Consider the following 26,514-nt stretch of genomic DNA (forward strand, 5'->3'; position numbering starts at 1 on the left):
CAACTAGGACTTTACCCTTCATCCAAGGGAAGATCTGAATCCTCGCTCGAGGCCAACGGGCTGAAGCCGTGGGCCACCAGGGCCCGACGCAGTTCGGCACGGTCGTCAAGTTCCAGGTTCACGCCCATGACTTCTTGGAAGACCTCGTGCCCGCGTCCGGCAACCAGAATCGTGTCGTTCTCCCCTGCCATCGCCGCCGCTGCTGCAATCGCTGCCGCGCGCGGGTGGATCACGTGGACTTCGGTCTGCAGGGCGTGGGCGGCGATTTCGCAGCGTGCTCCCTCGGCCACCGCTTCCCGGATCGGGGCGGGGTCCTCGGAGTGCGGATCATCATCAGTGACAATGACCACGTCGGCGTGTTTGGCAGCCACGGCGCCCATGATCGGGCGCTTGGAGGCGTCACGTTCGCCGGTGGCCCCGAACACCACGATGACCTTAGAGCCCGGAACGGTCGAACGCACCGAGGACAGCGCCCTGGCCAATGCATCGGGGTTGTGCGCGAAGTCGACGATCGCAGCCGGGGAATGGGCGATGATCTGCATCCGCCCGGGTACCTCGACGGTGAGCGGCTCGGCTGCCTCGAGTACCTCTTGCAGCTCCTGGATCTGGACTCCCGAGGCCAGGACCATCAGCACCGCCAGCGCGGCGTTGGAGACGTTGAAGTCCCCGGGCAGGCCGGTGGTGGCACGCAGGACTAGGTTGTCCGGGCCGTGCAGTTCAAAGTCGTGGCCCAACGAGTTTGCGACGATATTGGTCACCATCCAATCCGCGTCCCGTTCCCCGGTGGTGCACAGGGTCCAGACCTCGGAGGTGGCGTGATCCGCCATCGCATGGCCCCAGTCGTCGTCCACCGTGATCACGGCACGGTCGCTGCGCTCTAAATCAAAGAGGGCGGCCTTGGTAGCGAAGTACTCCTGCATCGACCCGTGCAGGTCCAGGTGGTCCTGGGTGAGGTTGGTGAAGCCCGAGACGGCGAAACGCAACCCGTCGACCCGACGATAAGACAACGAGTGGGAGGAGACCTCCATGGTGGCCGAGGTGACGCCGAGTTCAACCATGCGAGCCATCAGCCCATGCAGCTGCGGGGCCTCGGGGGTGGTGAGGATGCTGGGGATCGGGGTTTGGCCGGCGGAGATCTCGATGGTGCCCACCAAACCGGTTTCGCGGCCCAGAGCGCGAAGCACCGAGCGGATCATGTAGCTGGTGGTGGTCTTGCCATTGGTGCCGGTGAGCCCGAAGAGTTCTGGGCAGTGCTCGTCGGTGCCGTAGATCAGCGCGGAAAGCTCGCCGATGGCCTCACGCACGTCGTTGGCCAATAGCACCGGCAGCCCCAGCGAGGAGGATGCGGCTTCGCCTTCAAGGTCGGTAAGGATCGCAGCAGCCCCTGCCGCAGCAGCGTCTGCGGCGAAGCGCGACCCGTGGAAGCGGGCACCGGGTGCGGCGATGTACAGGTCGCCGGGTTGCACGGCACGGGAATCAAGGGTGATGCCGGTGACTGTTGCCGCATCGTTGCCGATGATGTTCGCGCCGCGTCCGGTCTCGTGCAGGTGTTCGAGCATGGCACGAAGCGTGGTGTTTCCGGTGGACGTCGGACGCAGCAGGGCTTCGGCCGCGCGGGGTGTGAGAGCTTCAGGCATTACCAAGGTTTCTTCTGTTCGGATCCGATGAACACGTCGTACCCGTTGGGCTTTGAGTTGCTCGGCGGAACGTTGTAGGCGTTCAGGGTCTTGCTCATGACTTCGCTGAAGGTGTCCCCCACGGACCACGAGCGCCAGTTGCCCTTGGGACGATACATGGTGACAGTCACGGCGATCTGCGGGTCATCCAGCGGGGCGACACCGGAAAATGAGTTGGTGTGCCCGTCGTACTTACCGGTGGGGCCGGCAGCCTGGCCGGTGCCGGTTTTGCCGCCCACGCGGTACCCGGACACTGCCATCTTAGTGCCGGTGCCGTTCAAAACCACAGTTTCCATCATCCGCAGCATCTCCTTGGACGCCTTTTCGGAAAGCACGCGCTCGGTCTTGGGTGCGGCGTTCTTCTCGATGGACCCGTCCGGGTTGGTGTAGGAGTCGATCAGCGTGGGATCGATGCGTACCCCGCCGTTGCCGATGGTCTGGGCGATCTGCGAGGTGTGCAATGCGGTCTGGGTGTAGGCCTGACCGAACATCGTCATGTACTGCTGGCGACGTTCCCAGTCCTGTGGCTTGGCCAAGATTCCCTTGCTGGCTCCGGAGAGCCCAATGTCTATGGCCTGGCCCAGCCCGAACTTCTGCAGGTACTTGTGCCGGGTCTCGTTGCTCATCTTGTTGCCGACCATCACGGTGCCGGTGTTGTAGGAACGGGCGAAGATGCCTGCCGCGGTCATGTCATAGGTGGTGTGCTTCAAGGAGTCGTTGATGGTCTCCTTGTTGATCGTGTAGGCGTTGGGGACCCTGAACTCATCGGTGGGTTTGATGACTCCCTGGTCCAAGGCCGCGGCGAAGGTGGCGACCTTGCCGGTCGAACCGGGTTCGAAGGCCTGAGTGATCGACGCCGAGCGGCGGAACGTGCCCTCGGTGGCGCTGGGGTCGTTGGGGTCGAGCTGGTTGGAATCTCCGATGGCGATCAGCCGGCCGGTCTTGACCTCTTGGACGATGACCGAGACCCATTCGGCACCGAATTGATTCTGCTTCTTCAGGGCCTCTTCTTGGGCGATGAAGTTGATGTCCCCGTCAATGGTCAGTTTGATGTCCTGCCCGTCGACCGCAGGAACCTCGGTCATCTCGGCGACCGGGATCCGCACACCGTCGGCACCTATCTCATAGGTCCGTTTTCCGGCGGTGCCGGTGAGACGCTCGTTCTGGCTCATTTCCAGGCCTTCGGCGCCCTGGTGGGATTGCTGGTCTTCGGTGTTCATCACGAAGCCGAGCAGGGGGCCCGCCACCACACCGTTAGGGTATTGGCGTTCGCTGCGCAGCTGGCCGGAGAGTGTGGGGATGCGTAATTCGTTGACCGCGTTGCGTACCTCGGGAGTCACACTCTTGGCCACGACCGAGTAGGCGTTCTTTTTTGCCCCTTCGTCCCCGATGATGGCGGTGCGCACGGTGTCGACGTCTTGGTGAAGGATTTCGGCCAGCTCGCCCACGGCCTGTTCGACGGTGACCGATTCCCGGGTGGTGCCCCCGGAGAGCTTCCTGCGCACGATGGGCTTGTCCGCATCAACCTTGCGCTGGTCGATGACTAGGTCATAGCGATCGACGCTGGTGGCCAGGATCTTGCCCTTGGAATCCACGATCTGGCCGCGCTTGGCCTGCGTTTCTTGGACCCTGGTGCGGTTATCCACTGCTTCGGCAGCCACAGCCTTGGCATTGAGCGACTGTACGAAGAACAGCCGACCGCCCGAAAGCATCAGGAGGACCAGCGCGAACGCCACGACCATGCGTAGTCGCAGGTGGGTCGTTGCGGCCGCGGTTGTGGATTTCTTGGGCATTTGGTCCTCAGCTCATACCAGGTGGGGGTTGTGGTGCTTGCGCGCGGCAGGTTCGGGCCGCTGTTCCCGTGGTGGGGCTACTGCCCTGGGGTTTTGAGGCTCGGTGCGGGGATGGTGCCGCCGTTGAGTTCGGAGTTCGCGAACTCCGGACGGGCGCCATCGTCCGACTTGTTGGTCTCGGTCTTCTTGGCCTCGTTGACCGGGGCCTTGGGCTGCGCCTGTTCGGTGGCAGGTGCCTTGGCGCTTTCCTGCTTGGGTGCCTCAGCGGCGCTCTCCGAGGCCTTGCTGGTGTCCTTGACTGGCAACACCGTCTCGGGCTTCAGCGGCGAGTTAAGTACGCTGCTTGTTGCCTCGGTCTTGTTTTCCGCATCCGGCTTTTCTGCGGCGGTGGCAGTCCCGGACACCTTGCCATTGTCGAGGTTGATCGCCGCGGGTGTTCCGGGCTTGACCATGCCCAGGTCCGCCGCCTTCTTGGCAACGACCTGCGGGGCACCCAAATACAGCGCTTCCTGACGCAGGGCCTCGTTTTCCTGAGACAGCGTGCGTTCCTGGCCGCGCAGCTCCACGGCCGTGTACTGGCCGTTGGCGATGTAAATGTTGATGAGCAACACCGCAACCACGGTCGCGATGACCAGCACGAAAATGGAGACGATGAAGGGAACGCGCCGCTTGGAGCCCATGGCCGGAACGACGGAGAGCGTGGTGCGGCGTTTGGCCGTTGATTCCTCAGGACGCGAGGCAGGGATCGGCTGCGGCGCATGGCTGAGGGCATTGGCACCCTGTGTTGCGGGCAGCTCGATGACGCGCGAGCGTATGCGGTGGGGTGTCCGGTTGCTCATACTCAGCTCCTCTTCAGGATGCGTTCCACGGCGCGCAGCTTGGCTGAGGCTGCACGTGAGTTTTCTGCAATTTCTTGGTCAGTTGGCTTCTCGGTTCCTCGAGTGAGGACCTTGAATTGTGCCTTGTGTTCTTCCAACTCGACGGGGAAGCCTGCTGGTGCCGAGGATTTCGATCCGGCGGCGAAGTGCCGCTTGGTGATCTTGTCCTCCAGCGAGTGATAGCTCATCACTACGACCCGGCCGCCCACATGCAGCGCTCCCATGGCCGCTGGGATGGCCCGATCAAGCACGTCGAGCTCCTCGTTGACCTCGATGCGCAGGGCTTGGAAGGTCCGCTTGGCCGGGTGTCCCCCGGTGCGGGCGGCAGCGGCAGGAACCACAGAGCGGATGGCCGCGACCAGTTCCTCGGTGGTGCTAAAGGGCTTGGTCTTGCGTGTCTCAACGATCGCCGAAGCAATACGTCCAGCAAACTTTTCTTCTCCCCATGCCCGAATGATGCGCACGAGTTCGGTTTCGCTGTATTGGTTGACGATGTCCGCTGCTGTCGGTCCGCGCGAAGTGTCCATGCGCATGTCAAGCGGTGCATCATACGAATAGGCGAAGCCACGATCGCGTTCGTCGAGTTGCAGCGAGGAAACGCCGAGGTCGAAGAGCACTCCATCGATTCCGTCGAAGCCGAGGTCAGCGACGACGTCTGCGATTTCGTCGTAGATGGCGTGGACCAGGTCGGTGCGGCTTTCAAAGGATTCAAGCCGGGCCCCGGCGAGATCCAGGGCTTGTTCGTCGCGGTCCAGACCGATCAGGTGCACATCCGGGAAGCGTTGGAGTATCGCTTCGGAGTGTCCGCCCATCCCCAGGGTGCAATCCACGACCACTGCGCGGCCGCGAGCGGCGATTCCGGCTTCGATGCCTGGCGCCAAGAGCCCTACGCATCGTTCGAGCAGTACTGGAACGTGGCGTTCCGAGGTTGGTCGCTCTGCGTTGCCGTCTGTATTCACCGCTCCCCCTTTCGCGTGGGCATTCATTCTCTAGTCTCTGGCTGAGATCAGATCCCCCTCCGACCCGATGCTGTTCAGCCTGGCTCCGGGGAAGTGGAGTCAGGATGTACGTTGCACGGGCGGCTGGAGATCTCATCCAAGCCACTTGCCGGCATTCAGCCACCATGGGGTGCCTAGAATCCCGGAAGCACTTCGTCGTCCGTTTCGGAGAACGAATTCTCCTGTTCTTCGAGGTAGGAATTCCACGCCGTGGAATCCCAGATTTCGACGCGGTTGCCCGCACCGATGACCGTCACTTCACGATCAAGCCCCGCATAGGAGCGAAGCATGGAAGGAATAGTTACCCGACCTTGCTTATCCGGCAATTCATCAGAAGCACCGGAGAGGAAAACACGCGCATAGTCTCGGGCTTGGCGTGAGGAGATCGGAGCTTGACTCATTTGTTCATGCTGTTTCTCAAATTCACGCTGGCTAAAAACATAGATGCAACGTTCTTGGCCACGAGTCAGAACTAAACCATTGGCTAATTCATCGCGATACTTGGCCGGGAGGATCAAACGCCCCTTCTCATCCAGACGCGGCGTATACGTTCCAAGGAACACACAGACCGCCTTCCGATTGAGGAAGGCGACTTGCCCCATTCTCCTCTATTTCGCTCCACTTTACTCCACAAGTCCCCACTGTCAACGACCATTCGGGAATTCTGAAATGAAAAGAGAACGAAAAGTGTTGATTTCCCGCGGAATTTGAGCCGGGGTGCGAAGTGGAGGGAAAAGAACTCTGATCAAACTCCCAGAAACCGTCGCGTGACGGGCGACACGTCCGCAAGTTCTGAAATTCGCGCACTCACAAGGGATTTCTGCTCAACAGGGGCGAAAGGAAAGGCGCTGTCAGATCAATGTGGGGCAAAGTGGAGGGAATAACGAAGGACGATTCCTGATCAGGACACCCCGCCGAATAAAAAACTGCAGCGATTGGTCATACTCGGCGCGTCGCGAAGCTTCCCGAGCCCCGCGCCGCACCGCCACGCCGACTCGGACCGACTATGCGGTCTGCGCCAGGTGGGTACCGAGGGCTCCTCCCACGGTGTCGACCCTGCGGGCAAAGCTCGTCGCAGCAGACCGTCCAACGGCCAATAACACACTTAAAAAGGCGAAGGCCCCGCGGTTGGCGGAGCCTTAGCTGTGGTCACGGAGCGCGCGAACCGCGCTTCCGAGTTAAGAATTCATGGGTGCGATCAGTTTAGGAGGACCCGTGTTCGTCGCGCTTGCGCTGTTCCCACTTGTTTTCCAAGTCGCTCATGAACCCAGATTTCTGCGGGGTCTTCCCCATTCCCGGGATGGCACCCTTCTTGGTGCTGCCCTTGCGTGATAGCGCCAAGTACACGCCGGCAAACATGATGACGAAGCCCAATACACCCACGAGGATGATTTGGCTGGACACTCCAAAGATCAGCACACCAATCCCCACGACGCCGATCAATGCGCCCAATGCCAGATTACGCGTCGAGTAGTTACCCGCCGTCGACGCAGACTTCATCGTCGAGGCGAAGCGGTGATCCTCATGCAGCTGCTTTTCCAGCTGTTCCAGAAGACGTTGTTCATGCTCGGAAAGTGGCATCGTCTCTTCCCTTTCACTTCACGGTCCCGGCTTGCGCCTTTACCTACTTCAACGTAATACGTCCTGGCAATGTTCCCGGCCGATTTATCTGGCTAAGTCCTACTTCCAGAATAGTCCTGAATCTCGGTAATAAGGTAGTCAGGATTCAACTCGGGGCATACTCACTGCTTGTATGTCAGGAACCTTGCTCCGGTTTTTTCTCTTTTTGCCCATGATCGAGCAATGAAGCAGGACGAAGTGCTCCAGCAGGAAAACGGGAACGGATCAGATCCATGGTTACCTCGGTCTGCCGCCAATGTTCTTCACGCGGGTCGATACTTAGTTGCATCCCGCCGCCGGCATCCCCCAACTTTTCCGCGCGGATGCCTACCAGTCGGACAGCTTGCGGGCGCGGCCCCAGCTTCTCGAGGAGTCCCTCGGCCGCCGCTACCAGCTCCGTTGCTCCGTTGCTAGGCACCGGCAGAGTCCGGCTGCGTGAAAATGTGGAGAAGTCAGCGTAGCGAAGCTTTAGCGCCACTACCCCTGCAACTTTTCCTGCCGCGCGCAACCGTGCGCCGACCCGGTGTGCCAGATGAAGAATTTCGCGACGCAACTCATCCTCATCCCAGAGGTCGATAGCGAAGGTTTCCTCCGCGCCGATGCTCTTTTCTTCGCGCTCGGTCTCCACTTCCCGGTCGTCCAGGCCCCACGCGAGGTTGTGTAGGTGGACTCCCGTGGCGCCCAACCGCCTGCTGAGGGTGTTCTGCGGTGTCTGGGCCAGCTGCGCCACGGTGGTAACGCCCATTTCACGCAGCACCGTCTCAGTCTTGGCACCGACACCCCACAGGGCTCCCACCGGCAGGGTGTGCAGATAGGCCAACGTTTGCTCCGGGCGGATGACCAACATGCCGTCGGGCTTGGCGCCGGTCGATGCGACTTTGGCCACAAACTTCGAGGCAGCGATGCCCACGCTGGCCGGCAAACCCAGCTCGCTGCGTAATCGCGCACGGATCATCTGCCCGATCTTCTCCGGCGGACCAAGACGCCGTATGCTGCCCGTGACATCCAGGAAGGCCTCGTCCACGCTCAGTTGCTCGACCAACGGGGTGACCTCACGAAAAATCTCCATGATCTTGGCGGAGTACATCGAATAGAGGCCCTGTGACGGTTCGATCACTATCGCGTGCGGCGCCATCCGCATGGCGATCGACATGGGCATGGCCGATTTCACACCCAAGGCACGGCATTCATAGGAAGCCGATAGCACCACCGAACGCTCACCCGGGTGTCCAACAATGATTTGTTTCCCCTTCAGCTCGGGACGAGTGAGCAACTCGACGGATACGAAATACGCATCCATGTCGATATGCAATATCGCGCGTACCTTGCCTTGGGTCATGCCTTGAAGTCTAGTCAACGGGAGAGACAATCCGGCCTGGGCTGCAGCACGGCTAGAGTTAAGGAAACACGATGCTGCGCAACCAATGGATGGGACTCATGACACTTTATGCTGCGGACACTTCGGACCCCGAAAAGGCACGGGATCTTTCCGCAGACTTCTCGCAACGACTCGAGTCCATGCTCTCAACGTTCTTGGCCGAGCAGCATGAAGTAATTTCCGACATCGCCCCCGCCGCGGCGGAGATCGTCACAGCCATTGGCGAGTTGACCCGCGGAGGAAAACGTCTGCGCCCCCTGTTCGCTTTCTGGGGTTACCTGGGTGCCGGCGGGGACCCTCAGGCCACCGAGATCGTCCGGGCTGGTGCCGCATTGGAGCTCTTCCAAGCCGCGGCGCTGATCCACGACGACTTGATCGATAGATCCGACACCCGTCGCGGACAGCCCAGCATGCACCGCCGTTTCGAAACTCTGCACCGTTCCTCCGGCTGGCACCGCGACGCCAACCGTTTTGGGGAGGCAGCTTCGATCTTGGCCGGTGACTTGTGCCTCTCCCTGAGCGAACAGCTCTTCGCCACGATCCAGCCGATGGTTCCGGCGGCTCGGACGATCTTTGACCGGATGCGCGCCCAGGTGATGGCCGGACAGTACCTGGATGTCTTGGAGGAGTCGGCAGGTCCTTCCTACGGCCCGGCCGATGCGGTCAAGCGGGCCAGAACAATCGTGCGCTACAAGTCCGCGAAGTACTCGGTGGAGAACCCGACGTTGCTTGGTGGTGCGTTGGCCGGCGCCCCGACCGCGTTGCTCGAGGAGTACTCCCGCTTCGCACTTCCGCTCGGCGAGGCGTTCCAATTGCGCGACGACGTTCTGGGAGTCTTCGGCGATTCCGAGGTCACCGGCAAGCCAACCGGTGGAGACCTGCGTGAAGGCAAACGAACCGAGATCATCGCCCACGCCTTGACGCTGGCGTCGGCGACCGACCAGGAGTTCATCCAGTCCCGTCTGGGTGCCGATGATCTGCGCGACGAGGAGGTCGCCCGGCTCAGCGCGCTGTTGGAGTCCTGCGGGGCGCTGGCGGCCACCGAAGCGTCGATTGCCGAGCTCTCCGAGCAGGGTCTGACCGCTCTGGATGAGCTGACGGTGACCTCGCTGGCACGTCACGGTCTGCGGACCCTGGGGCTGGCGGCGATCCGACGAACCTCGTAGTTCCTAGGGTCCCGCAGAAACGACAAAAGCGACGTGCCAACCGATACCGGTGGGCACGTCGCTTTTATTGTGCTCTTCTTGGCTAGGTGCAAGAAGGCCGTAATTTGAGTGTGGTTACCAGCTCAGTGCCTGGGCACGACGGCGGATTTCGGTCTTGCGTCCGGCGCGCAGCGCGTCCATCGGCGTGCCGTTCAAGGATTCGTCCGGGGTGAAGAGCCAGACCAGCAGCTCATCATCCGTGTAGCCCGAGTCCATCAGGACCGAGATCGTGCCCTTGAGGCTGTCGACGATACCGCCGTCCAGCACGAAGGCTGCAGGCACCGAACGGATGTTTCGCTTGCCCACACGCACGGCAATGATGGCTCGTTCATCAATCAGGCTATGAACCTTTTTGATGGATACATCGAGCTCTTCGGCAAGGTCGGGCAGGGGCAGCCATTCGGCTACTAGATTTTCAAGATTGCTCACCATTCCAGCGTGCCACATCCCGGGGCGTTTCTGGAGCCATATGTACGGATTCTTCGTGGGATCTTTCACAAATGTGGATCCGTGGTGTAAATTCACAATAGTCACAACTGCACCATGAGTCACAACTCCCACAGGGGCATCAGTCCTTGTGCGGTTCTATGAGACTGAATGATTCGTCCTTGCCCCGACCCAAAGGAACGCCCCATTGTCCCTTGCACATAACAAACGCGTCAAAGCCTTCGGCAGCGCGGTTGCCACGGTAGCAATCCCTGCGGTGGTCCTTGGTTCGCTCGCGGTACCGGCCGAGGCAGCACCCCTGCCGACCCGCGACCTGCTGATGCCAAAGGCCGCCACCCCTGCGATGATGAAGGCAGCAGAGGCACGAATCAGCGCCCATCTTGTTGCCTCCCACGTCCCGAACTCCGTGGCCCCCAAGGCCAAGAAGAGCGGGTCCGTCACGGTCAAGCAAAACGAAACGCTCTCGCATATTTCCGTAAGCAGCGGCCTTTCGGTCTCCGAACTCAAGAAGATCAACAAGCTCACTTCCGATACGATCTTCCCTGGCCAGGTCCTGCGTCTGGGCGGCAGCAAGGCATCCTCCGCCCCCAAGTCGTCCTCCGCTAAGGCCAGCTCCTCCAGCAAGAGCGCCCAGACCTACAAGGTCGCCGCCGGAGATGTCATGGGATCGATCGCGAACAAGCTCGAAGTCAGCCTCGTCGACGTCCGCCGCGCGGCGGGCAATCCTGCCAAGGACACCATTTACGTCGGCCAGGTGCTGCGTTTTGGGTCGAGCGGCACTTCCAAGGGTTCCAACGCAGCCCCGACGTCGAACTCCGGTTCCTCTCAGGGCAGCTACACGGTCAAGGCCGGCGACACCCCTTCAGGGATCGCCATCAGCCACAACATGTCCGTCTCCTCTTTCATGGCTCTGAACAACCTGTCCAAGGGCGCCATCATCAAGCCCGGCGACAAGCTGCAGGTCAGCGGCGGCTCCAGTGCCCCTGCCAAACCGAAGTCTTCGTCCAAGGCACCAGCCGCTCCGAAGTCCAACACTGGCGGCAAGTACACCGTGGTCTCCGGAGACACCTTGGGCCACATCGCGGCGAAAACCGGAACCCCGATGAACACGCTGTTGAAGCTGAACCCGGGCCTGACGTACTCCACGGTCCTGAAGATCGGCCGCACGCTGAAAACCAGCGGAAGCGCCGCGGCACCGGAGTCCACGACCTCGGTGAACCCGACAGGTTCCAAGAAGCCGTTGGTCGGCAACTCGTTCCTGGGCAGGACCTACAAGTCCGATGTGGTCCGCTCCGCAAACGAGAACAAAGCCGAACTGCTCTCCCGCAACTTGCCCTCGCGTGCTTCCATGCAGTCAATGGTTGCGAGCACCGCCCGCTCGATGGGCGTGGACCCGTCCCTGGCACAGGCACACGCCTTCCAGGAGTCCGGTTTCAGCATGAGTGCCGTCTCTCCCGCCAACGCCGTGGGCGTCATGCAGGTGATCCCCTCCGCCGGAGCGTGGGCCGAAGGGTTGGTGGGCCGCAAGCTTGACCTGCTCAATCCGCAGGACAACGTCACCGCCGGGGTCGCGATCATCCGCGCCCACCAGGGCAACGCACCGTCCGCCGAGCTGGGCATCGCCTACTACTACCAAGGCGCAACCGGTGTGCAGCGCAACGGCATGTACGCGGACACCAAGAACTACGTCAAGATGATCCAGACGCACCAGAAGAAGTACAGCTAACCGGTTCGGGAAGCAGAAAAAATGGTGGTGGGTCAGGTTCCTGTTGGAACCTGACCCACCACCATTTTTGCGTCGTGGCCCACCGTGCACCGGCAGGTGCCACCGTGGTGGGCAGCGCCTAGCGCCTAGCGCCTAGCGGCCACGGGCAGTTCGATGACCACGCGAGTGCCCTTGCCGGTACGGTCCTCCCAATGGATGTTCCCACTCAATTCGCTGGTGACCAGGGTACGGACGATCTGTAGGCCCAGCCCCTCGGACGGCGGTCCCTCCGGCAGCCCCACCCCGTCGTCGGAAATGGCCACCAGCAGCACGTCCTCGCCCACGGCGTTGCGTTTGCGTTCGGCTTCCAACTGCACCGTGCCATCACGCTCCGCCAACCCGTGCTCCACGGCGTTGGTAACTAATTCGTTGATGACCAGCGAGAGCGGGGTTGCCAGCTCCGCCGGCAGCTGCCCGAAGGCCCCGGTCTTTTGGGTCTTGACTCGCTGCCCGGGCGAGGCGATCTCCACGATCATCCTAAATTGCCTATCGATGAGCTCATCAAAGTCCACGTTGTCGCCCAGTCCCTGGGACAGGGTCTCGTGCACCGCCGCGATGGTGGCCACCCGGCGCATCGCCTGGTCCAGGCCGGCCCGGCCCTCCTCGGACTTCATCCGGCGCGACTGCATCCGCAGCAGCGCCGCAACGGTCTGCAAGTTGTTTTTCACCCGGTGGTGGATTTCGCGGATGGTCGCGTCCTTGGACACCAGTTCCTTCTCGCGGCGGCGCAGCTCACTCACGTCGCGGCACAGCACCAACGCACCGTACCTGCCCTTGGCGTTGCGCAAGGGGATGGCACGCAGCGACAGGGTCACCCCCATCGACTCGACCTCGGTGCGCCAAGGCATCTTGCCCGAGACCACCAGCGGCAGCGCCTCATCGGTCATTCTGCGGTCCTTGACCAGCGCCATGGTCGCCTCGGAGAGCGAGACGCCCTCCAGCGCGGCAGCGGCACCCAGACGGCGGTAGGCGGAGACCGCGTTGGGGCTGGCGTACTGCACCACCGCGTCAGCATCCAGGCGGATGAACCCGTCGCCCACGCGCGGGGCACCGCGCCGGGACCCGGTGGGCGTGGCAAAGTCGGGCCACAGCCCGCGGGTGCACATGCGCAACAAATCTTCGGCGCATTGCCGGTAGGTTAGCTCGAGGCGCGAGGGCAGACGTGACCCGGAGAGGTCGAAGTGTACCGAGAGCACCGCCAGGGTGCGCCCGTTGCGGACCAGCGGTACCGCCTCGATGAGCATCGAGTGCTCGCCGGGGCTCACCAGCCCCGTGTCGGAGCGCACGATGTCCTGGGACTGCCAGGCGGATTCGACCAGGGGTTTGAGGTCCTTGCGGATCCGCTCCCCCACAAAGTCCGTGTGGAACACGGTGTGCGAGGTGGAGGGACGCACATGGGCCAGCGCCTTGTACGTCCCCTCCGGGACCGGGAACCACAACACCAGATCGGCGAAAGCCAGATCGGCGATGAGTTGCCAGTCCCCCACCAACAGGTGGATCCAGTCTTCATCCCCCGGACCAAAATCAGCGCCCTGACGTAATTGGTCCGAGAAGATGGCCATGGATATTACCTCCGTACGATGGAACGCAACAGTCGCAGTGCCACCGACAGGGACGCCATATCGTCGCGTCCGAGCCGGTTCACTTCCGCGAACATGTTCTGTGCACGATCAAGATTAGCCGCGTTTGTCTCCAACCACTGCTGAACACGCACCGCCGGGTCGCTTTGCGCATCGTCGGTGAGCGCAACCACGTCGCGGGTGAAGTCGACGACCGTGGAGTACAGGTCATCGCGCAGCGCCGCACGGGCCAACGCCTTCCAGCGATCATCGCGCGGCAGCGAGGTGATGCGCTCCAGCAGCGAGTCGATCTCGAAGCGGTTGTAGAGCACGAAGTAGATCTCCGCCAGCGTCCGCGCTTCGATCCCGCTGCGCGTGGCAGCGGCGGCGATATCCAGCAACGCGAAGGCCTCGAACTGCTCGGCCGAGCGCGTGGCGATCTCATCGTTCAGCCCCCAGCCCATGCCCTCGGACTTCCAGGTGGCGACGCGCTCGGCATCGGCCCCACGCAGCAGCGACCCGAGTTCGGGGCGCAGCTGGTGCACGGTCGGGGCCAGCACCGCTACCGCGTCAGCTACCGTCTGGTTGCGGTCGATGTGGTGGACGTACCAGCGGGTGGCCCGATCCAGCAGCCGGCGCATGTCCAGGTGCATGCGGCACCAGTGCTTCGACTCGAAGGAGGCCGGCAGCGCGTTGATGGCAGCTGACTGCTCATCGAACGCGTAGATCTCGCGCAGCGCCACAAACGCCTTGGCGACCTGTGCCTCGGTGGCACCGGTCTCCTCCATCACCCGGAAGGTGTAGGTGGTGCCGCCGATGTTGACCATGTCGTTGGCGATGACCGTGGCGATGATCTCGCGGCGCAGCGGGTGATTATCCAGCTCCTCGCCGAAGCGTTCGGCCAGCTGCACGGGGAAGTAGTTGCGCAGCGTGGAGGCGAAGTACGGGTCATCGGGCAGATCGGAGTCCGCCAGGGCCCCGGCCAGCTGGATCTTGGCGTACGCCACCAGCACCGCCAGTTCGGGGGTGGTCAGCGAGCCGCCGGCAGCCATCCGCTCCTCGAGCACCACAGTGGAGGGCAGGAACTCCAGGTCCCGGCTCAGGTCCGCGTGCTCCTCCAGCCAGTCCATGAGCCGCTCGTGGGCTGCGGACATCAAGGTGAGCTCCTGCTTGTCGTTGAGCAGCAGCACGTTCTGGTCGAAGTTGGTCTTCAGCACCAGGCGGGCGACCTCGTCGGTCATCGAGTGCAGGAATTCGGACCGCTCTTCGGGATCCAGCTTTCCGGCCTTGACCATGCGGTCCACGAAGATCTTGATGTTGACCTCGTGGTCCGAGCAATCCACTCCGGCGGAGTTATCGATCGCGTCGGTGTTCAGGATGACCCCGTGCAACGCCGCTTCGATGCGGCCACGCTGGGTCATGCCCAGGTTTCCGCCCTCGCCGATGACGCGGGCACGGATCTGTGCCCCGTCCACCCGGATCGCGTCGTTGGCGCGGTCCCCGACCTCGGCATGGGACTCATCGGCCGCCTTGACGTAGGTGCCGATGCCGCCGTTGTAGAGCAGGTCCACCGGGGCACCCAGGATGGCCTTGAGCAGTTCGTTAGGGGCCATCGAGCTGACCGTGGCGCCCAGGCCCAGCACCTGGCGCACCTCGGCGGAAATCGGGATGGATTTCAGCGAGCGGGAGTAGACCCCGCCACCGGCGGAAATCAGCTCCTGGTTGTAATCGGCCCAGGACGAGCGGGGCAGCTCAAAGAGCCTGACGCGTTCGGCGAAAGAGGACGCAGGATCCGGGCTGGGGTCCAGGAAGATGTCGCGGTGGTCGAAGGCCGCCACCAGCTTCAGGGTTTCGGTGCGCATCATGCCGTTGCCGAACACGTCCCCGGACATGTCCCCGACACCTGCGGCAGTGAATTCCTGAGACTGGGTGTCGATGCCGACCTCGAAGAAGTGCCGCTTGACCGACTCCCAGGCGCCGCGGGCGGTGATGCCCATGGCCTTGTGGTCATAGCCGATCGAGCCACCCGAGGCGAAGGCATCGCCCAACCAGTGGCCGCGCTCGGCGGAAATGGCGTTGGCGGTGTCGGAGAACGCTGCGGTGCCCTTGTCGGCGGCGACCACCAGGTAGGTGTCATCCCCATCCAGGCGCACCACGTCGGTGGGCGGAACCACGTGCTCACCGTGCTCATCGGCGACGAGGTTGTCGGTGATTTCCAGCAGCGAGCGGATGAAGATGCGGTAGGCGGCCTTGCCTTCCTCCATCCAGGCACCACGGTCAACTGCCGGGTTGGGCAGTTCCTTGGCGTAGAAGCCGCCCTTGGCCCCGGTGGGAACGATCACTGCGTTCTTCACCATCTGCGCCTTGACCAGGCCCAGCACCTCGGTGCGGAAGTCTTCGCGGCGGTCACTCCAGCGCAGTCCGCCACGGGCTACTTCGCCGAAGCGCAGGTGCACGCCTTCGACGCGAGGGGAGCAGACCCAGATCTCGTACTTGGGCCGCGGGAACGGCGCATCGGTGATCTTTCCGGGCAGCAGCTTGAAGGCCAAGGCCGCCGGATCGGTGTAGTAGTTGGTGCGCAGCGTGGCCTCGATGAGGTTCACGTAGCGGCGCAGCAGCTTGTCGGCATCCAGCGTCGGAACCTTCTCCAGCGCCTCGGTAAGCACCTCGTGTGCCGCGGCGATGGCCGCAGACGATTCCTCGGCGGTCAGCCGCGGATCGAAGGTGCCCTCGAAGAGCGCGATGATCCCGTGGGTGACCTCCGGGTTGGACACCAGCGTGTCGGAAATGAACGCATAGGAGGTGGAGACACCCAGCTGGTGCAGGTAACGCGAGTAGGCGCGCAGCAACGCGACCTGCTTCCAGGTGATCGATTCGAAGAGCACCAGCCGGTTCATCGCATCGGATTCGGCCAGCCCGGTGACCACCGCGGAGTAGGCGTCGGCCAGCAGCTCCTCGGATTCCAGTGGATCGATTCCCTCGGGGAACTTCAGCCCCAGGTCGTAGAGGTAGCGGGGTTCTCCGCGTGAGGGGGTCACCGCGAAGGGACGCTCCTCGATGACTTCCAGGCCCAGGTTCTGCAGCACCGGCAGGATCTTGGACAGCGAGAGCGGTGCGGTGACGTAAAGCTTCATCCGGGCGTTGACCTCGGAGTCTTCGTCTTCCTCCGGGACGTGGAACTTCACCACGGGGCCCAGGTGGCCGGGTTCCTCGTAGCGGCCGAAGCGTTCGATGTCGGCCAGTGCGTCCTCGACCTCGAATTCGACGCGGTAGGCGGCGGGGAAGGCCTCGGACCAGCCGGCGGCCAAGGCTGTGCCCTGCTCGGAGCCGTAGAGTTCGTTGGCGGCCATGGAGATGCCCTCGGACCAGGAACGCACCGCGGCAACCAGACGGGTCTCCAGGGCTGCACGGTCCACCACGGGGGTCAACCCGTGGCGCTGCAGACGGATCCGGTAGAACAGGCGCACCAGCGAGGATTCGCTCATGCGCGTCTCGAAGTCCATTGATTCGGCGTTGAAGGCCTTGGTCAGTTCGTTCTCGATGCGCAGGCGCACCCCGGTGGTGTACCGATCGCGCGGCAGGTAAACGATCGCGGACATGAAGCGCCCGTATACATCTGGGCGCAGGAAGAGCGAGGTGCGGCGGCGTTCCTGCAGGCGCAGGATGCCCAGCACGGTGCGGGTGAGGTCCTCCACGGAGATCTGGAAGAGCTCATCGCGCGGGTAGGTCTCCAAAATGGTGACGATGTCCTTGCCGGAGTGCGAATCCGGGGCGAAGCCAGCGAGCTTGAGCACTGCCTCGACTTTTTCGCGGACCACCGGGACGCTGCGTACCGAGGAGGTGTAGACGCTCGAGGCGAACAGGCCGATGAAGCGGCGTTCGCCGTTGACGTTTCCGTCGGCGTCGAAGCGCTTGACGCCCACGTAGTCCAGGTAGATCCCGCGGTGCACGGTGGAGCGCGAGTTGGCCTTGGTGATCACCAGGGCGCGCTTGTCGCGGGCCATGGCCCGGCCGCGCTTGGTCAGGTGCTGGGTGCCGCGGGTCGAAACGGTATTGCGCATCAATCCTAGGCCGGATTCGGGCTGGATGCGCAGCAAATCTTCGTTATTCTCGGTGATCAGGTCGTATTCGCGGTAGCCGAGGAAGGAGAAGTTCCCGTCGTCGAGCCAGTGCAGCAGATCCACTGCGGCGTCCAGGTCCGGGATGTCCTCGGCACCGGTGACGGTGGCCAGAGAATCGGCGATCTCGTGGGCCTTATTGCGCATCGGGACCCAGTCCTCCACGGCGGCGCGCACATCCTTCAGAATGCGTTCAAGCCCGGCGATCAGTGCCGAAACTTCCTCATCGCTCGGGTCCCCGCCCAGTTCCACGGAGATCCAGGACTCGACGGAGGTGTCACGGTTTTCGGCGACCAGTGCGGAGATGCTCGGCATCGCTGCGGTGTCGCCGCTGGCCAGGTGGCTGCTGGCGGACACGGTGTCCAGCGCGGTGATATGTCCGTCGGTGGCGTCGCGGCCGACCACAAAGGTCGGGTGCACCACGACGTTGATGGCGATCTTCTGCCGCACGATCTCGGCGGTCACCGAATCGACCAGGAACGGCATGTCGTCGGTGACCACGTAAACCATGGTCACTCCGGCGTGTCGAGTGACGGCGACGCGGGCTGTCTTCGCCTCACGCTTCCAGCCCATGGCCAGGTGGGCTCCCACCCGGGATTCAAGTTGCGCCGGACTGTAGGCCGACGCATCTTCTTTTGCCAACTGCCCGTAGTAGGATCCTACCAATTCGGGCGTGAGCGTCTCAGCGATGAATGATTCGGACATGCTGGACTCCGACGAGTTCAAAAGAACGCCTCCGTGTATAAGAGTGCGCGTTTTGCTCCATTGCAAAACGCTTGTGTTAACACACTATCCCGCCGGGTTACGGACGTCACATCGAGGGTGAAAAACGGCGCAGGAACGTCGTTCGGGCCCTGATTCGGTGCCCGGCAAGCCCCGCCACCGCCTCCCTGAGGCCCGAACGGGGCGCAATTTCTGCTAGGGCACTGCCGGCCAACAATGCCGCGTCCACGGCGGCGGGGTCATTGGGCAGGAATCCAGCGATCGGAATCTCCGGTCCGAAGCGCTTCCAGGTCTCGGCCAGCGCATGGCGCGGGGAGGTCCCGGCGCCGGCCACCGAGACCTTGTTGAACAGCACCTTGAGCGGCAATTCGCCCAGCACCTCCTGCATTTCCTCCAGTGCGCGGATCAACCGGGGAACTCCGATGGCATCGGCCGCCCCGACCGCGAAGATCTCATCGGCAATACGCAACATCGAGGCGGTGACCCCGTTGCGTTGCGGTGCCGCGGTGTCGAAGGACAGATCCTCATCCATTTCCAGAGGCGCTGCAACGTCGATGACTATCACATCGACGCTTTCTTGCAGGGCCAGCACCGCCCGGCGCAGTGCTGTGGGGCGCAGCTCGGGCCATCTGTTGGCCCGCGGCAGTCCGGTGGCAACGCGCATCTGTGCGCCGGCGATGAGCACCGGGGCACAGAGCTGCACGAGCTTCACCGCATCGAAGCGCCCCGCGTCCACGGTGCGGCAGATCTGTGCGATGCCCGCGGCCTCGTCGAGCAGTCCCAACTGCACCGCCTGGGATGCCCCGTAGGTGTCGGCGTCCAGCAGCACGACCTCGCGGTCGGACAACGCACATTCCACCGCATAGTTCAGTGCCACCAGCGAGCGGCCAGGGGATCCGACGGGCCCCCAGAAGACCACCACGTGCGCTCGTTTCCGGGCTACAGGTGCCACGGGTTCGCGCGCCCGGGCAGCACCGGTCCCGCGCTCCCGGTGGCCGAGTTCCTCCCGGGCTTGGGTGACCAGCACCCCGAGGTCGGCTGCGCCGGTGGCGGTGGTGGCCAGGTAGGCCCCGGCCGCGGCAAGCCGGTTGCCTTGGGCCGCGTCGTCGCAGAGCACCACCACCGGCACCCCGCGCTCAATCATCGCGTCGATGTCGTGGGTCTCGATCTCCACCGGCGGACCGGCCAGGATCACCGTGTCCGCCAGCCCGGTCTCACACAGCGCGATCACTTCGGAGATTTCCGCGCAGCTGCGGGCGACCGTGAGTACCCCGCGGTGGCTTTCGATCCGGTCAACTAAGGTTCCGTCATCACCATGGACCACCACGGAGATATTCATGAGGCACTTGCCCCGGGGTTGAAGACCACGATGATCCGTGCGTCGTTGGCCATGGCCTCGAGCAGGTCCGCCAGCTTGGTGTCTTCCACCAGGAGCTCGACTAGTGTTCCGGAGGTCCCACCGAAGCCGGTGGCCCGTTCTGCCCGCGAGCTGACCTCGGCGGAGGGAAGCAGCAGTGAGGGTGGGGCGTAGGTGTTCTCGCTGCGTTCCTTCAACGAGACCCAGACATCGACATGCGCCCCGGGGGTAATGGCCTGGGGCAGGGAGTCGGGCAGATCGATGGACACCGGCCGGCGGTTCGTTCCGTCGTCCAGTCCCAAGGCGCTGCGTGGCAGCAACTGTCCGGCACGCACCAGCGAATTGGCCCGGGTTCCTTCGAGCATTCCCGGGTCGGCCTGCACGTAACGTTCTTCGAGGGCGTCAAGTTTCACGTTGACGATGGTGAGCTTCTCGGGGGTTATTTCCTCGCCCAACGAGATGTCTGCCTTGGCCGAATACATCGCCGTGGTGCGGTCCATGGAGCTGGTCAACGCCACCACACCGACGCAGGAAGCCAGCACGATTAGTATCCCCAGCAGCAACCGTGGGTCCTTCCAACTGGGCTTCCCCACGCGCTTAGCTACCCCGGGTACCGGGTCCCTCGCCTTATCCATGTTGTGCTTCCCCCACCTCGTCCGCGGCCGTAAGTGGTCCTCCCCCATGGGGCCCCTCAGTGCGGTTGCTTCTTGGGGGCCACCATACGCCGCGGTGGCGGCGCCCGAAAGGGCACGGTGCACAATGGTGGATCACCACCCGGTGCTGGTTCAGTCCTCGCGACGCACTCGGGCCATGGCGGTGAAGGGAACCACCGCCCTGGAGTGCACCGCGGCTCCACGTCGAAATTCATCGCGTGCATGCAACGCGACCTCCACAAAGTCCTGCCCCACCTGGTCCAGGGTCCCGTTGGCTAGGGCCCGGCCGTCGACCCCATCGATCCCTACCCTGGCCCGGTCACGCACCAGTAAACGCAAGGCTTGAGAGAATCCGACGAGTCGCTGCCCGGTCTCTGCTCCACCTCCGGCGCCACTCCCCGACCACCAGGCCAGGGCCCTGAAAGGAATCAGTTCTTCGGTGCCGCCGTGCACCAGCATCAACCAGTCCTTGCCCAGGGCGGCCAGCTGTCCCCCGAGGCGTTCGGAGCCCAACAGGTGCACGTCGAGAGGACTTCCCAGATGCCGGCCCAAACGTTGCACCAGCGTCTGCCGGGCCCGTTCGATCCGCACCATTTCCTGGATTTCGCTCAGCTTTCCCCGTGCGGCTTCGGCCTCGAACTGGGCCTCCAGGTCGGCGAACAATGATTCCCATCTCATGGGGCCAACACTAGGTGCGCAAAGGTTTCCCGCCTAGGCCTAGTTTCTTGCCAGAAGAAATGTCATCATACAGTTACAAATAACATCAAACGTCATCAAACAACATTAAAGATGGTTATGATGCACTCTTTCTCAGACTCACAGAGAGCCCGCGATACGCTGGCACTGACCGCCATCACGGCCCTGGCCTTGGGCATGCTGAGCGCCGGCTACGTGACTTGGCAGTCGTTGCGCCCCCGTTTCAGCGCCGACACATTACTCGATGCCACGACCCTTGAACGGCTCACGGGAGTGGCGCTGGGTTCCCTCGGAGCCCTCGTCATCATGTGGCTGCTGTTCTGCCTTACGCTGTCATTCTCGGCCCGGCTGGCAGCAGCCCGCGGTCAATACCACCGCAGCGCCACTCTGTCGGCACTGCTGCCCGGCTTCATGGCCCGGCTGACATTGGCAGGCATCGGCGGTTCGCTGGCACTGGCCGGCTGCGCCTCCGATAACTCCCCACCGAGCGTCCCACCCGTTACCGCGGCACAGACCACACACCGCACCGGTGCACCCATCACCGCCGACGAACCGGTTCCACCACCGGTCACCAACCCGCCACGCGACGGGACCGAGCTACTGTCCCCCGGATTCATCCCCCACCGGGTGCCGTTGCCGCTGGCTCGCCTGGCCGGAGGCACCACACGGTCCCCCGACGAGGTAGTGGTCCGCGCCGGCGACAGCCTCTGGTCGATAGCCGCCCGCCATCTGCCTCAAGATGCGAGCAGCGTGGAAATCGCCGCCGCCTGGCCGCGATGGCACGAGGCAAACCGCAGGCTCATCGGCCCGGACCCCAACCTATTGGAAATCGGATGGGTGCTGCACACACCGCATTCCGACTCGCCGGCATCCTGATTCACCCATCTCCCGTTCATCGTCCGCCCACCAGGAGCCAACCATGTCCGTCACCGCGATCCAACCGGCTTTGCTTGCCACGGTGCCACTGCGCCTACATGAGAACGTCCTCTCAGCCGCACAGGCCCCACCCGAACCGACACAGGTCAAACGCTTTCCGCAGACTTTTCGTCCCGGCGCACCGGGACGGGCCAGGCGTTGCCGACGTCCCCTACAGACGCCTTTGGACCCACCGAACAGCTTCCTGTCCCAGCAGGAACTCGAACAAGATTTCCAGACCGAATTCGGGCATGATTTCGACGAGGTATTCTATCCGGACGTTTCAAACGCCGAGGCCCAAGCCGTGGCGGAGAAGCTGTTCCCACCCTCCGACAGGACCTTGGCAGCGGCAGAGTCCGTGGCCGCGGTCGCGCACGCTGCGGCACCGGCAGTCTTGGAGGTGTTGGCCGGGGCACGTCCGGCACGGCAGTTGTGCCACTCCTTGAGCCCCGAATGCATGCTCAAGCTCAAATATCAGATGCGTCTGGGAGCCGACCAACGTCCGGATCCCGACGAATACTGTTATTCGAATCCGCGGGTCATACGGATGCGCATCACCCAAGTCCTGCCGCTGATCTTTGAGGCTGCGGTGATTCTGCGTGACATGCAAAAAGTCCGTGCCACCGCCCTCAGAATCGAGCGGTGGCACGGACGCTGGCAGGTTACTGCCTTGGAAATCGGCTAGCTACGCTTGCCCTTCTTCTGCTTCTTCTTGTTCCCGTTGTTCCCGCCATTGGACTTCGGAGCCTTGGCTCCGGCTGCCCGCTCAATGTGGGTCGAAGCCTCGCCGCTTTCCTCCGGTGCGGTGTAGCGCAGCGTGGAGGGGCGGGTGGGCGCCTCAAGTCCGGGAGTGTTGAGCGTCGGTTCCGTGGTGACCGAACGGGCATCGGTGACACCGGGTAGCGACACCGCCGGTGTCTGCTTGGTTTCGACCTCGATATTGAAGATCATCCCGATGCTTTCCTCGCGGATGGACTCCATCATCGTCTGGAACATCAAGAAGCCCTCGCGCTGGTACTCGACCAGCGGGTCGCGCTGGGCCATCGCACGCAGCCCGATGCCTTCCTTGAGGTAATCCATCTCGTAGAGGTGTTCCTGCCACTTGCGCCCAATGACCGAGAGCACCACGCGGCGTTCGAGTTCACGCATGTTCTCCTCGCCAACGGCTTCCTCACGGGCAGCGTAGGCCAAGCGTGCATCGGAGAGAATTTCCCGTTCCAGCAGGGCCGGAGTGATCGCGTCGCGGTGCCCGGCCTCCTCGGTGACTTCCTCGAGGGTGAGAGTGATCGGGTAGAGCTGCTTGAGGTTCACCCACAGGCGTTTCAGGTCCCAGTCCTCGGCGTGGCCCTCAGCTGTGGCTTCGGTGACCATGGCCTTGATCACGTCTTCCAGGAAGTGGCCGACCTTCTCTTCGAGGTCCCCGCCTTCGAGGATGCGGCGGCGATCGCCGTAGATGGCTTCGCGCTGGCGGTTCATCACGTCGTCATACTTCAGCACGTTCTTGCGCTGTTCGGCGTTGGTTCCCTCAACCTGGGCCTGTGCGGTCTCGATGGCCTTAGAGACAATCTTGGATTCGAGGGCCACATCGTCGGGCATCGAGGGATTGTTCATGATCCGCTGGGCTGCGCCGGCGTTGAAGCGGCGCATCAGCTCATCGGTCATCGACAGGTAGAAGCGGGACTCGCCGGGGTCACCCTGACGTCCCGAACGGCCGCGCAGCTGGTTGTCGATACGGCGCGATTCGTGGCGTTCGGTGCCCAGCACGTACAGTCCGCCGGCATCGGCGACTTCTTGCGCCTCCGTTTTGACCAGCTTCTTGGCGTCCTCAAAGACCGAATCCCAGACGCGCTCGTACTCCTCGGAGTTGGCCTCCGGGTCCAGCCCGCGGCGTTCCATCTCGGCGACAGCGTTGAACTCGGCGTTTCCACCGAGCATGATGTCGGTGCCGCGGCCAGCCATGTTGGTGGCCACCGTGACGGCGCCCTTCTTACCTGCCTGGGCGATGATCGCCGCCTCGCGAGCGTGCTGCTTAGCATTGAGGACCTCGTGGCGGATGCCCTGCTTGGCCAACAGGCGGGCCAGGTACTCGCTCTTCTCCACACTGGTGGTACCCACGAGCACCGGTTGTCCGGTGGCGTGACGTTCGGCGATGTCCTGCACCACGGCGTCGAACTTCGCGATTTCGTTCTTGTAGATGAGGTCGGCCTGGTCCTTGCGCACCAGCGGCTTGTTGGTCGGCATTTCCACGACGCCCAACTTGTAGGTGCCTTGGAATTCGGCGGCCTCGGTCTGCGCGGTACCGGTCATGCCCGACAGCTTTTTGTAGAGGCGGAAGTAGTTCTGCAGGGTGACGGTCGCCATGGTCTGGTTCTCGGCCTTGATCTCCACCCCTTCCTTCGCCTCGATGGCCTGGTGCATGCCCTCGGAGTAGCGGCGTCCGGCCAAGGAACGTCCGGTGTGCTCGTCCACGATCATGACCTCCCCGTTGATCACGACGTAGTCCTTGTCGTTCTTGAACAGTTCCTTGGCCTTGATGGCGTTGTTCAGGAAGCCGATCAGCGGGGTGTTGGAGGACTCGTAGAGGTTGTGGATCCCCAGGTAGTCCTCGACCTTTTCGATGCCGGGCTCCAGCACACCGACGGTGCGCTTCTTCTCGTCGACTTCGTAGTCGGTATCCAGGCTCAAACGGGTGACAAGCTTGGCGAATTCGGTGTACCAGCGGTTCACGTCGCCCGAGGCCTGGCCGGAAATGATCAGCGGTGTGCGGGCCTCGTCGATGAGGATCGAGTCGACTTCATCGACGATGGCGAAGTTGTGGGTGCGCTGAACCAGCTCTTCGGAGCTCCAGGCCATGTTGTCGCGCAGGTAGTCGAACCCGAACTCATTGTTGGTCCCGTAGGTGATGTCAGCTTCGTACTGCTTCCGGCGCACTGCCGGGTCCTGGTTGGACAGGATGCAGCCATTGGTCAGGCCCAAGAAGCGGAAGACACGGCCCATGAGGTCGGACTGGTACTCGGCCAGGTAGTCGTTCGTCGTGATGACGTGCACGCCCTTGCCGGAGAGCGCATTGAGGTAGGCGGGGCCCGTTGCCACCAGGGTCTTGCCTTCGCCAGTCTTCATTTCGGCGATGTTCCCCAGGTGTAGTGCGGCACCACCCATGAGCTGCACATCGAAGTGGCGCATGCCCAACGTCCGGTCGGCGGCCTCCCTGACGGCGGCAAATGCCTCGGGCAGCAAGTGGTCCAGGGACTCGCCATCGGCAATACGTTCCCGGAACTTGTCTGTTTCACCACGCAGCTCCGTGTCGGACATGGCACGGAATTCGCTCTCAAGCAGGTTGATGGCGTCCGCGTATCCCCGCAGTTTCTTCAGCGTTTTCTTATCGCCGGTACGAAGGATACGTTCAAGCAGTGATGCCACGAGGCAGCTCCCAAATCTCTAGCACAGGATTTCTGGCGTGTTCAGTCTACGTGAGAGATTGCTTTCACTTGCGGCTTTTAGCAGGAATCAGGCGAGCTAAGTGAAAACTCCAAGGCTGCTGCCAGATTCCCGTGGGTGGAAACCACGATCTCGGTCAGGTCCAGCCATCGTGCCATGAGCCGAAGTTCGGCAGCCAATTCCACCGCGGTATTCCCCGGCGCACCGGGCTCAGCGAAGGCACCTCGCACTAACAGCCTGCCCGTTGATCTTTCTGCTTTCAGGTCGACGCGAGCCACCAGCGCCTCCCCCAACAGGAACGGCAAGACGTAGTAGCCGTAGACGCGTTTCGCGGCCGGCGTGTAGATTTCCAGCCGATAGCTGAAGCCAAAGAGTTTTTCCAGCCGCCGGCGGTTGAAGACCATCGAGTCAAAGGGTCCCAACAGGGCCCGGGCGTCCGAGCGGCGCGGCACCACCGTTCCCGGAACCAGGTAGAAGGTCTCTTTGAGTCCCGCGACGCGCGCCGTGTCGAGTTCTCCGCGGGCCACCAGCCGTTCCAGGGCTGCGGCGCTGTTCCGTTGCGGAAGCCGGAAATAGTCGGCCAGGCAATGCACCGTACCGATTCCGTGCGCTCCGGCGGCCGCCAACAGCAATCGTTCGATCCCCTCGCCCCGCTCTTTCTCGGTGGCCGTGCCGGGGTGCTCGCCGATCACGTTCCGCAACGAGGTGTACCTGCGTTCGAACGCGCTGTTGCGTCCCTCGGAGCTGATCAGCCCCTCGGCGAACAAGGCCTCGGTCGCCCGCTTGACCGCTGACCAGTTCCAGCCCCACTCTTCGGTATTGCGCGGCTGTTCGTGGCCAAGTTCTGCTGCGGCTTCCCGCGCCGTACGCGGGGCGCCGTCGTCCAACATTTCTAGGATGCGGCCGGCCAAGATCCGCCCGTCCGGATCAATGGTCTCCAAGGAACCAGGCCACGAGCGTTGTTGCCACGGCAGCAGGTCGTTGAAGTGTTCGCTGCGCACCAGCGAGGCCTCGTGGGCCCAGTATTCAACGACGCGGCGCGGTTTTTTCATCGCGAGAGCGTCAAGAAGCGCTGTGGAATACGGTCCGAGCCGAGAGAAGATCGGCAGGTATTGGGCGCGGGCGAGGATATTGACCGAGTCGATCTGGATCAGCTCGAGCCGGGCAAAGGTCCGGCCCACCGCACCGATATTGATCGGTGTGGCGGGCCGGACCCGATGCAGCCCCTGGGCTGCGATGGCGATGCGACGGGCTTGTGATGCGGAGAATGTCCTGCTCATGGACCCATCGTATGC

General features: G+C 63.0%; 19 protein-coding genes. 4 read left to right on the plus strand and 15 right to left on the minus strand.

Features of this window, described 5'->3' with window-relative positions; genetic code table 11:
• Positions 1 to 11: 11 nt before the first annotated feature.
• From ADIAG_RS12520 to dinB, 7 genes are all read right to left on the minus strand, one after another.
• Entirely contained in the window at positions 12 to 1,637 is a 1,626-nt protein-coding gene (locus ADIAG_RS12520) for a UDP-N-acetylmuramoyl-L-alanyl-D-glutamate--2,6-diaminopimelate ligase (RefSeq protein ID WP_007271749.1), read from the minus strand.
• Complete coding sequence (locus ADIAG_RS12525; RefSeq protein ID WP_007271750.1) at positions 1,637 to 3,469, minus strand: peptidoglycan D,D-transpeptidase FtsI family protein; 1,833 nt, start codon at positions 3,467 to 3,469, stop codon at positions 1,637 to 1,639. The genes ADIAG_RS12520 and ADIAG_RS12525 overlap by 1 nt, the downstream gene beginning before the upstream one ends.
• 77 nt (positions 3,470 to 3,546) lie before the next feature.
• Complete coding sequence (locus tag ADIAG_RS20310; protein ID WP_007271751.1) at positions 3,547 to 4,308, minus strand: hypothetical protein; 762 nt, start codon at positions 4,306 to 4,308, stop codon at positions 3,547 to 3,549.
• 2 nt (positions 4,309 to 4,310) lie between these two features.
• Positions 4,311 to 5,333 carry a 16S rRNA (cytosine(1402)-N(4))-methyltransferase RsmH gene (gene rsmH / locus ADIAG_RS12535; protein ID WP_007271752.1) on the minus strand — a complete coding sequence of 341 codons (1,023 nt, stop codon included), beginning with the start codon at positions 5,331 to 5,333 and terminating at the stop codon, positions 4,311 to 4,313.
• Between the two features lie 146 nt (positions 5,334 to 5,479).
• On the minus strand, positions 5,480 to 5,908 hold the full coding sequence (gene mraZ / locus ADIAG_RS12540) for a division/cell wall cluster transcriptional repressor MraZ (RefSeq protein ID WP_043474921.1): 429 nt from the start codon (positions 5,906 to 5,908) through the stop codon (positions 5,480 to 5,482).
• Positions 5,909 to 6,548: 640 nt separating this feature from the next.
• Positions 6,549 to 6,926, minus strand: a complete 378-nt coding sequence (locus ADIAG_RS12545; RefSeq protein WP_007271754.1) for a DUF3040 domain-containing protein — start codon at positions 6,924 to 6,926, stop codon at positions 6,549 to 6,551.
• A gap of 175 nt (positions 6,927 to 7,101) precedes the next feature.
• Complete coding sequence (dinB, locus tag ADIAG_RS12550) at positions 7,102 to 8,304, minus strand: DNA polymerase IV (RefSeq protein WP_007271755.1); 1,203 nt, start codon at positions 8,302 to 8,304, stop codon at positions 7,102 to 7,104.
• A gap of 71 nt (positions 8,305 to 8,375) precedes the next feature.
• Between dinB and ADIAG_RS12555 the strand changes: the two genes are divergently transcribed.
• Complete coding sequence (locus ADIAG_RS12555) at positions 8,376 to 9,509, plus strand: polyprenyl synthetase family protein (RefSeq protein ID WP_007271756.1); 1,134 nt, start codon at positions 8,376 to 8,378, stop codon at positions 9,507 to 9,509.
• Positions 9,510 to 9,623: 114 nt separating this feature from the next.
• On the opposite strand, the gene ADIAG_RS12560 is transcribed toward ADIAG_RS12555, so the two are convergent.
• Positions 9,624 to 9,980: an Rv2175c family DNA-binding protein gene (locus tag ADIAG_RS12560; RefSeq protein WP_007271757.1), complete on the minus strand. Its 357-nt coding sequence runs from the start codon at positions 9,978 to 9,980 to the stop codon at positions 9,624 to 9,626.
• Positions 9,981 to 10,182: 202 nt separating this feature from the next.
• Between ADIAG_RS12560 and ADIAG_RS12565 the strand changes: the two genes are divergently transcribed.
• Positions 10,183 to 11,721 carry a lytic transglycosylase domain-containing protein gene (locus ADIAG_RS12565; RefSeq protein ID WP_007271758.1) on the plus strand — a complete coding sequence of 513 codons (1,539 nt, stop codon included), beginning with the start codon at positions 10,183 to 10,185 and terminating at the stop codon, positions 11,719 to 11,721.
• 125 nt (positions 11,722 to 11,846) lie between these two features.
• Here the strand turns inward: ADIAG_RS12565 and ADIAG_RS12570 are convergent, their stop codons facing one another.
• From ADIAG_RS12570 to ADIAG_RS12590, 5 genes are all read right to left on the minus strand, one after another.
• On the minus strand, positions 11,847 to 13,322 hold the full coding sequence (locus tag ADIAG_RS12570) for a sensor histidine kinase (protein WP_007271759.1): 1,476 nt from the start codon (positions 13,320 to 13,322) through the stop codon (positions 11,847 to 11,849).
• 5 nt (positions 13,323 to 13,327) lie between these two features.
• Complete coding sequence (locus tag ADIAG_RS12575; RefSeq protein WP_043474839.1) at positions 13,328 to 18,142, minus strand: NAD-glutamate dehydrogenase; 4,815 nt, start codon at positions 18,140 to 18,142, stop codon at positions 13,328 to 13,330.
• Between the two features lie 106 nt (positions 18,143 to 18,248).
• On the minus strand, positions 18,249 to 19,499 hold the full coding sequence (locus tag ADIAG_RS12580) for an AAA family ATPase (RefSeq protein ID WP_007271761.1): 1,251 nt from the start codon (positions 19,497 to 19,499) through the stop codon (positions 18,249 to 18,251).
• Entirely contained in the window at positions 19,496 to 20,152 is a 657-nt protein-coding gene (locus tag ADIAG_RS12585; protein ID WP_043474841.1) for an SAF domain-containing protein, read from the minus strand. Before ADIAG_RS12585 ends, ADIAG_RS12580 begins: the two co-directional genes overlap by 4 nt.
• Positions 20,153 to 20,302: 150 nt before the next feature.
• On the minus strand, positions 20,303 to 20,848 hold the full coding sequence (locus ADIAG_RS12590) for a hypothetical protein (RefSeq protein ID WP_007271763.1): 546 nt from the start codon (positions 20,846 to 20,848) through the stop codon (positions 20,303 to 20,305).
• A gap of 120 nt (positions 20,849 to 20,968) precedes the next feature.
• Between ADIAG_RS12590 and ADIAG_RS20935 the strand changes: the two genes are divergently transcribed.
• Positions 20,969 to 21,742: a LysM peptidoglycan-binding domain-containing protein gene (locus ADIAG_RS20935; RefSeq protein WP_200859396.1), complete on the plus strand. Its 774-nt coding sequence runs from the start codon at positions 20,969 to 20,971 to the stop codon at positions 21,740 to 21,742.
• A gap of 43 nt (positions 21,743 to 21,785) precedes the next feature.
• Positions 21,786 to 22,466, plus strand: coding sequence for an Rv3235 family protein (locus tag ADIAG_RS20315; protein WP_007271765.1), 681 nt, complete (start codon positions 21,786 to 21,788; stop codon positions 22,464 to 22,466).
• On the opposite strand, the gene secA is transcribed toward ADIAG_RS20315, so the two are convergent.
• Both secA and ADIAG_RS12610 read right to left on the minus strand, forming a co-directional pair.
• Positions 22,463 to 25,201 carry a preprotein translocase subunit SecA gene (gene secA, locus ADIAG_RS12605; protein WP_007271766.1) on the minus strand — a complete coding sequence of 913 codons (2,739 nt, stop codon included), beginning with the start codon at positions 25,199 to 25,201 and terminating at the stop codon, positions 22,463 to 22,465. The two genes, ADIAG_RS20315 and secA, sit on opposite strands and share 4 nt — an antisense overlap.
• 77 nt (positions 25,202 to 25,278) lie before the next feature.
• Positions 25,279 to 26,499 carry a winged helix-turn-helix domain-containing protein gene (locus ADIAG_RS12610; RefSeq protein ID WP_007271767.1) on the minus strand — a complete coding sequence of 407 codons (1,221 nt, stop codon included), beginning with the start codon at positions 26,497 to 26,499 and terminating at the stop codon, positions 25,279 to 25,281.
• Positions 26,500 to 26,514: the final 15 nt, after the last annotated feature.

Origin of the sequence: Paeniglutamicibacter gangotriensis Lz1y (assembly GCF_000348945.1) — a bacterium.
Taxonomy (GTDB): domain Bacteria; phylum Actinomycetota; class Actinomycetes; order Actinomycetales; family Micrococcaceae; genus Paeniglutamicibacter; species Paeniglutamicibacter gangotriensis.

Coding starts and splice junctions, on each gene's coding strand:
- ADIAG_RS12520 (WP_007271749.1), bottom strand. CDS start 1,637: ATGCCTGAAGCTCTCACACCCCGCGCGGCCGAAGCCCTGCTGCGTCCG.
- ADIAG_RS12525 (WP_007271750.1), bottom strand. CDS start 3,469: ATGCCCAAGAAATCCACAACCGCGGCCGCAACGACCCACCTGCGACTA.
- ADIAG_RS20310 (WP_007271751.1), bottom strand. CDS start 4,308: ATGAGCAACCGGACACCCCACCGCATACGCTCGCGCGTCATCGAGCTG.
- rsmH (WP_007271752.1), bottom strand. CDS start 5,333: ATGAATGCCCACGCGAAAGGGGGAGCGGTGAATACAGACGGCAACGCA.
- ADIAG_RS12545 (WP_007271754.1), bottom strand. CDS start 6,926: ATGCCACTTTCCGAGCATGAACAACGTCTTCTGGAACAGCTGGAAAAG.
- dinB (WP_007271755.1), bottom strand. CDS start 8,304: ATGACCCAAGGCAAGGTACGCGCGATATTGCATATCGACATGGATGCG.
- ADIAG_RS12555 (WP_007271756.1), top strand. CDS start 8,376: ATGCTGCGCAACCAATGGATGGGACTCATGACACTTTATGCTGCGGAC.
- ADIAG_RS12560 (WP_007271757.1), bottom strand. CDS start 9,980: ATGGTGAGCAATCTTGAAAATCTAGTAGCCGAATGGCTGCCCCTGCCC.
- ADIAG_RS12570 (WP_007271759.1), bottom strand. CDS start 13,322: ATGGCCATCTTCTCGGACCAATTACGTCAGGGCGCTGATTTTGGTCCG.
- ADIAG_RS12575 (WP_043474839.1), bottom strand. CDS start 18,142: ATGTCCGAATCATTCATCGCTGAGACGCTCACGCCCGAATTGGTAGGA.
- ADIAG_RS12580 (WP_007271761.1), bottom strand. CDS start 19,499: ATGAATATCTCCGTGGTGGTCCATGGTGATGACGGAACCTTAGTTGAC.
- ADIAG_RS12585 (WP_043474841.1), bottom strand. CDS start 20,152: ATGGATAAGGCGAGGGACCCGGTACCCGGGGTAGCTAAGCGCGTGGGG.
- ADIAG_RS12590 (WP_007271763.1), bottom strand. CDS start 20,848: ATGAGATGGGAATCATTGTTCGCCGACCTGGAGGCCCAGTTCGAGGCC.
- ADIAG_RS20935 (WP_200859396.1), top strand. CDS start 20,969: ATGCACTCTTTCTCAGACTCACAGAGAGCCCGCGATACGCTGGCACTG.
- ADIAG_RS20315 (WP_007271765.1), top strand. CDS start 21,786: ATGTCCGTCACCGCGATCCAACCGGCTTTGCTTGCCACGGTGCCACTG.
- ADIAG_RS12610 (WP_007271767.1), bottom strand. CDS start 26,499: ATGAGCAGGACATTCTCCGCATCACAAGCCCGTCGCATCGCCATCGCA.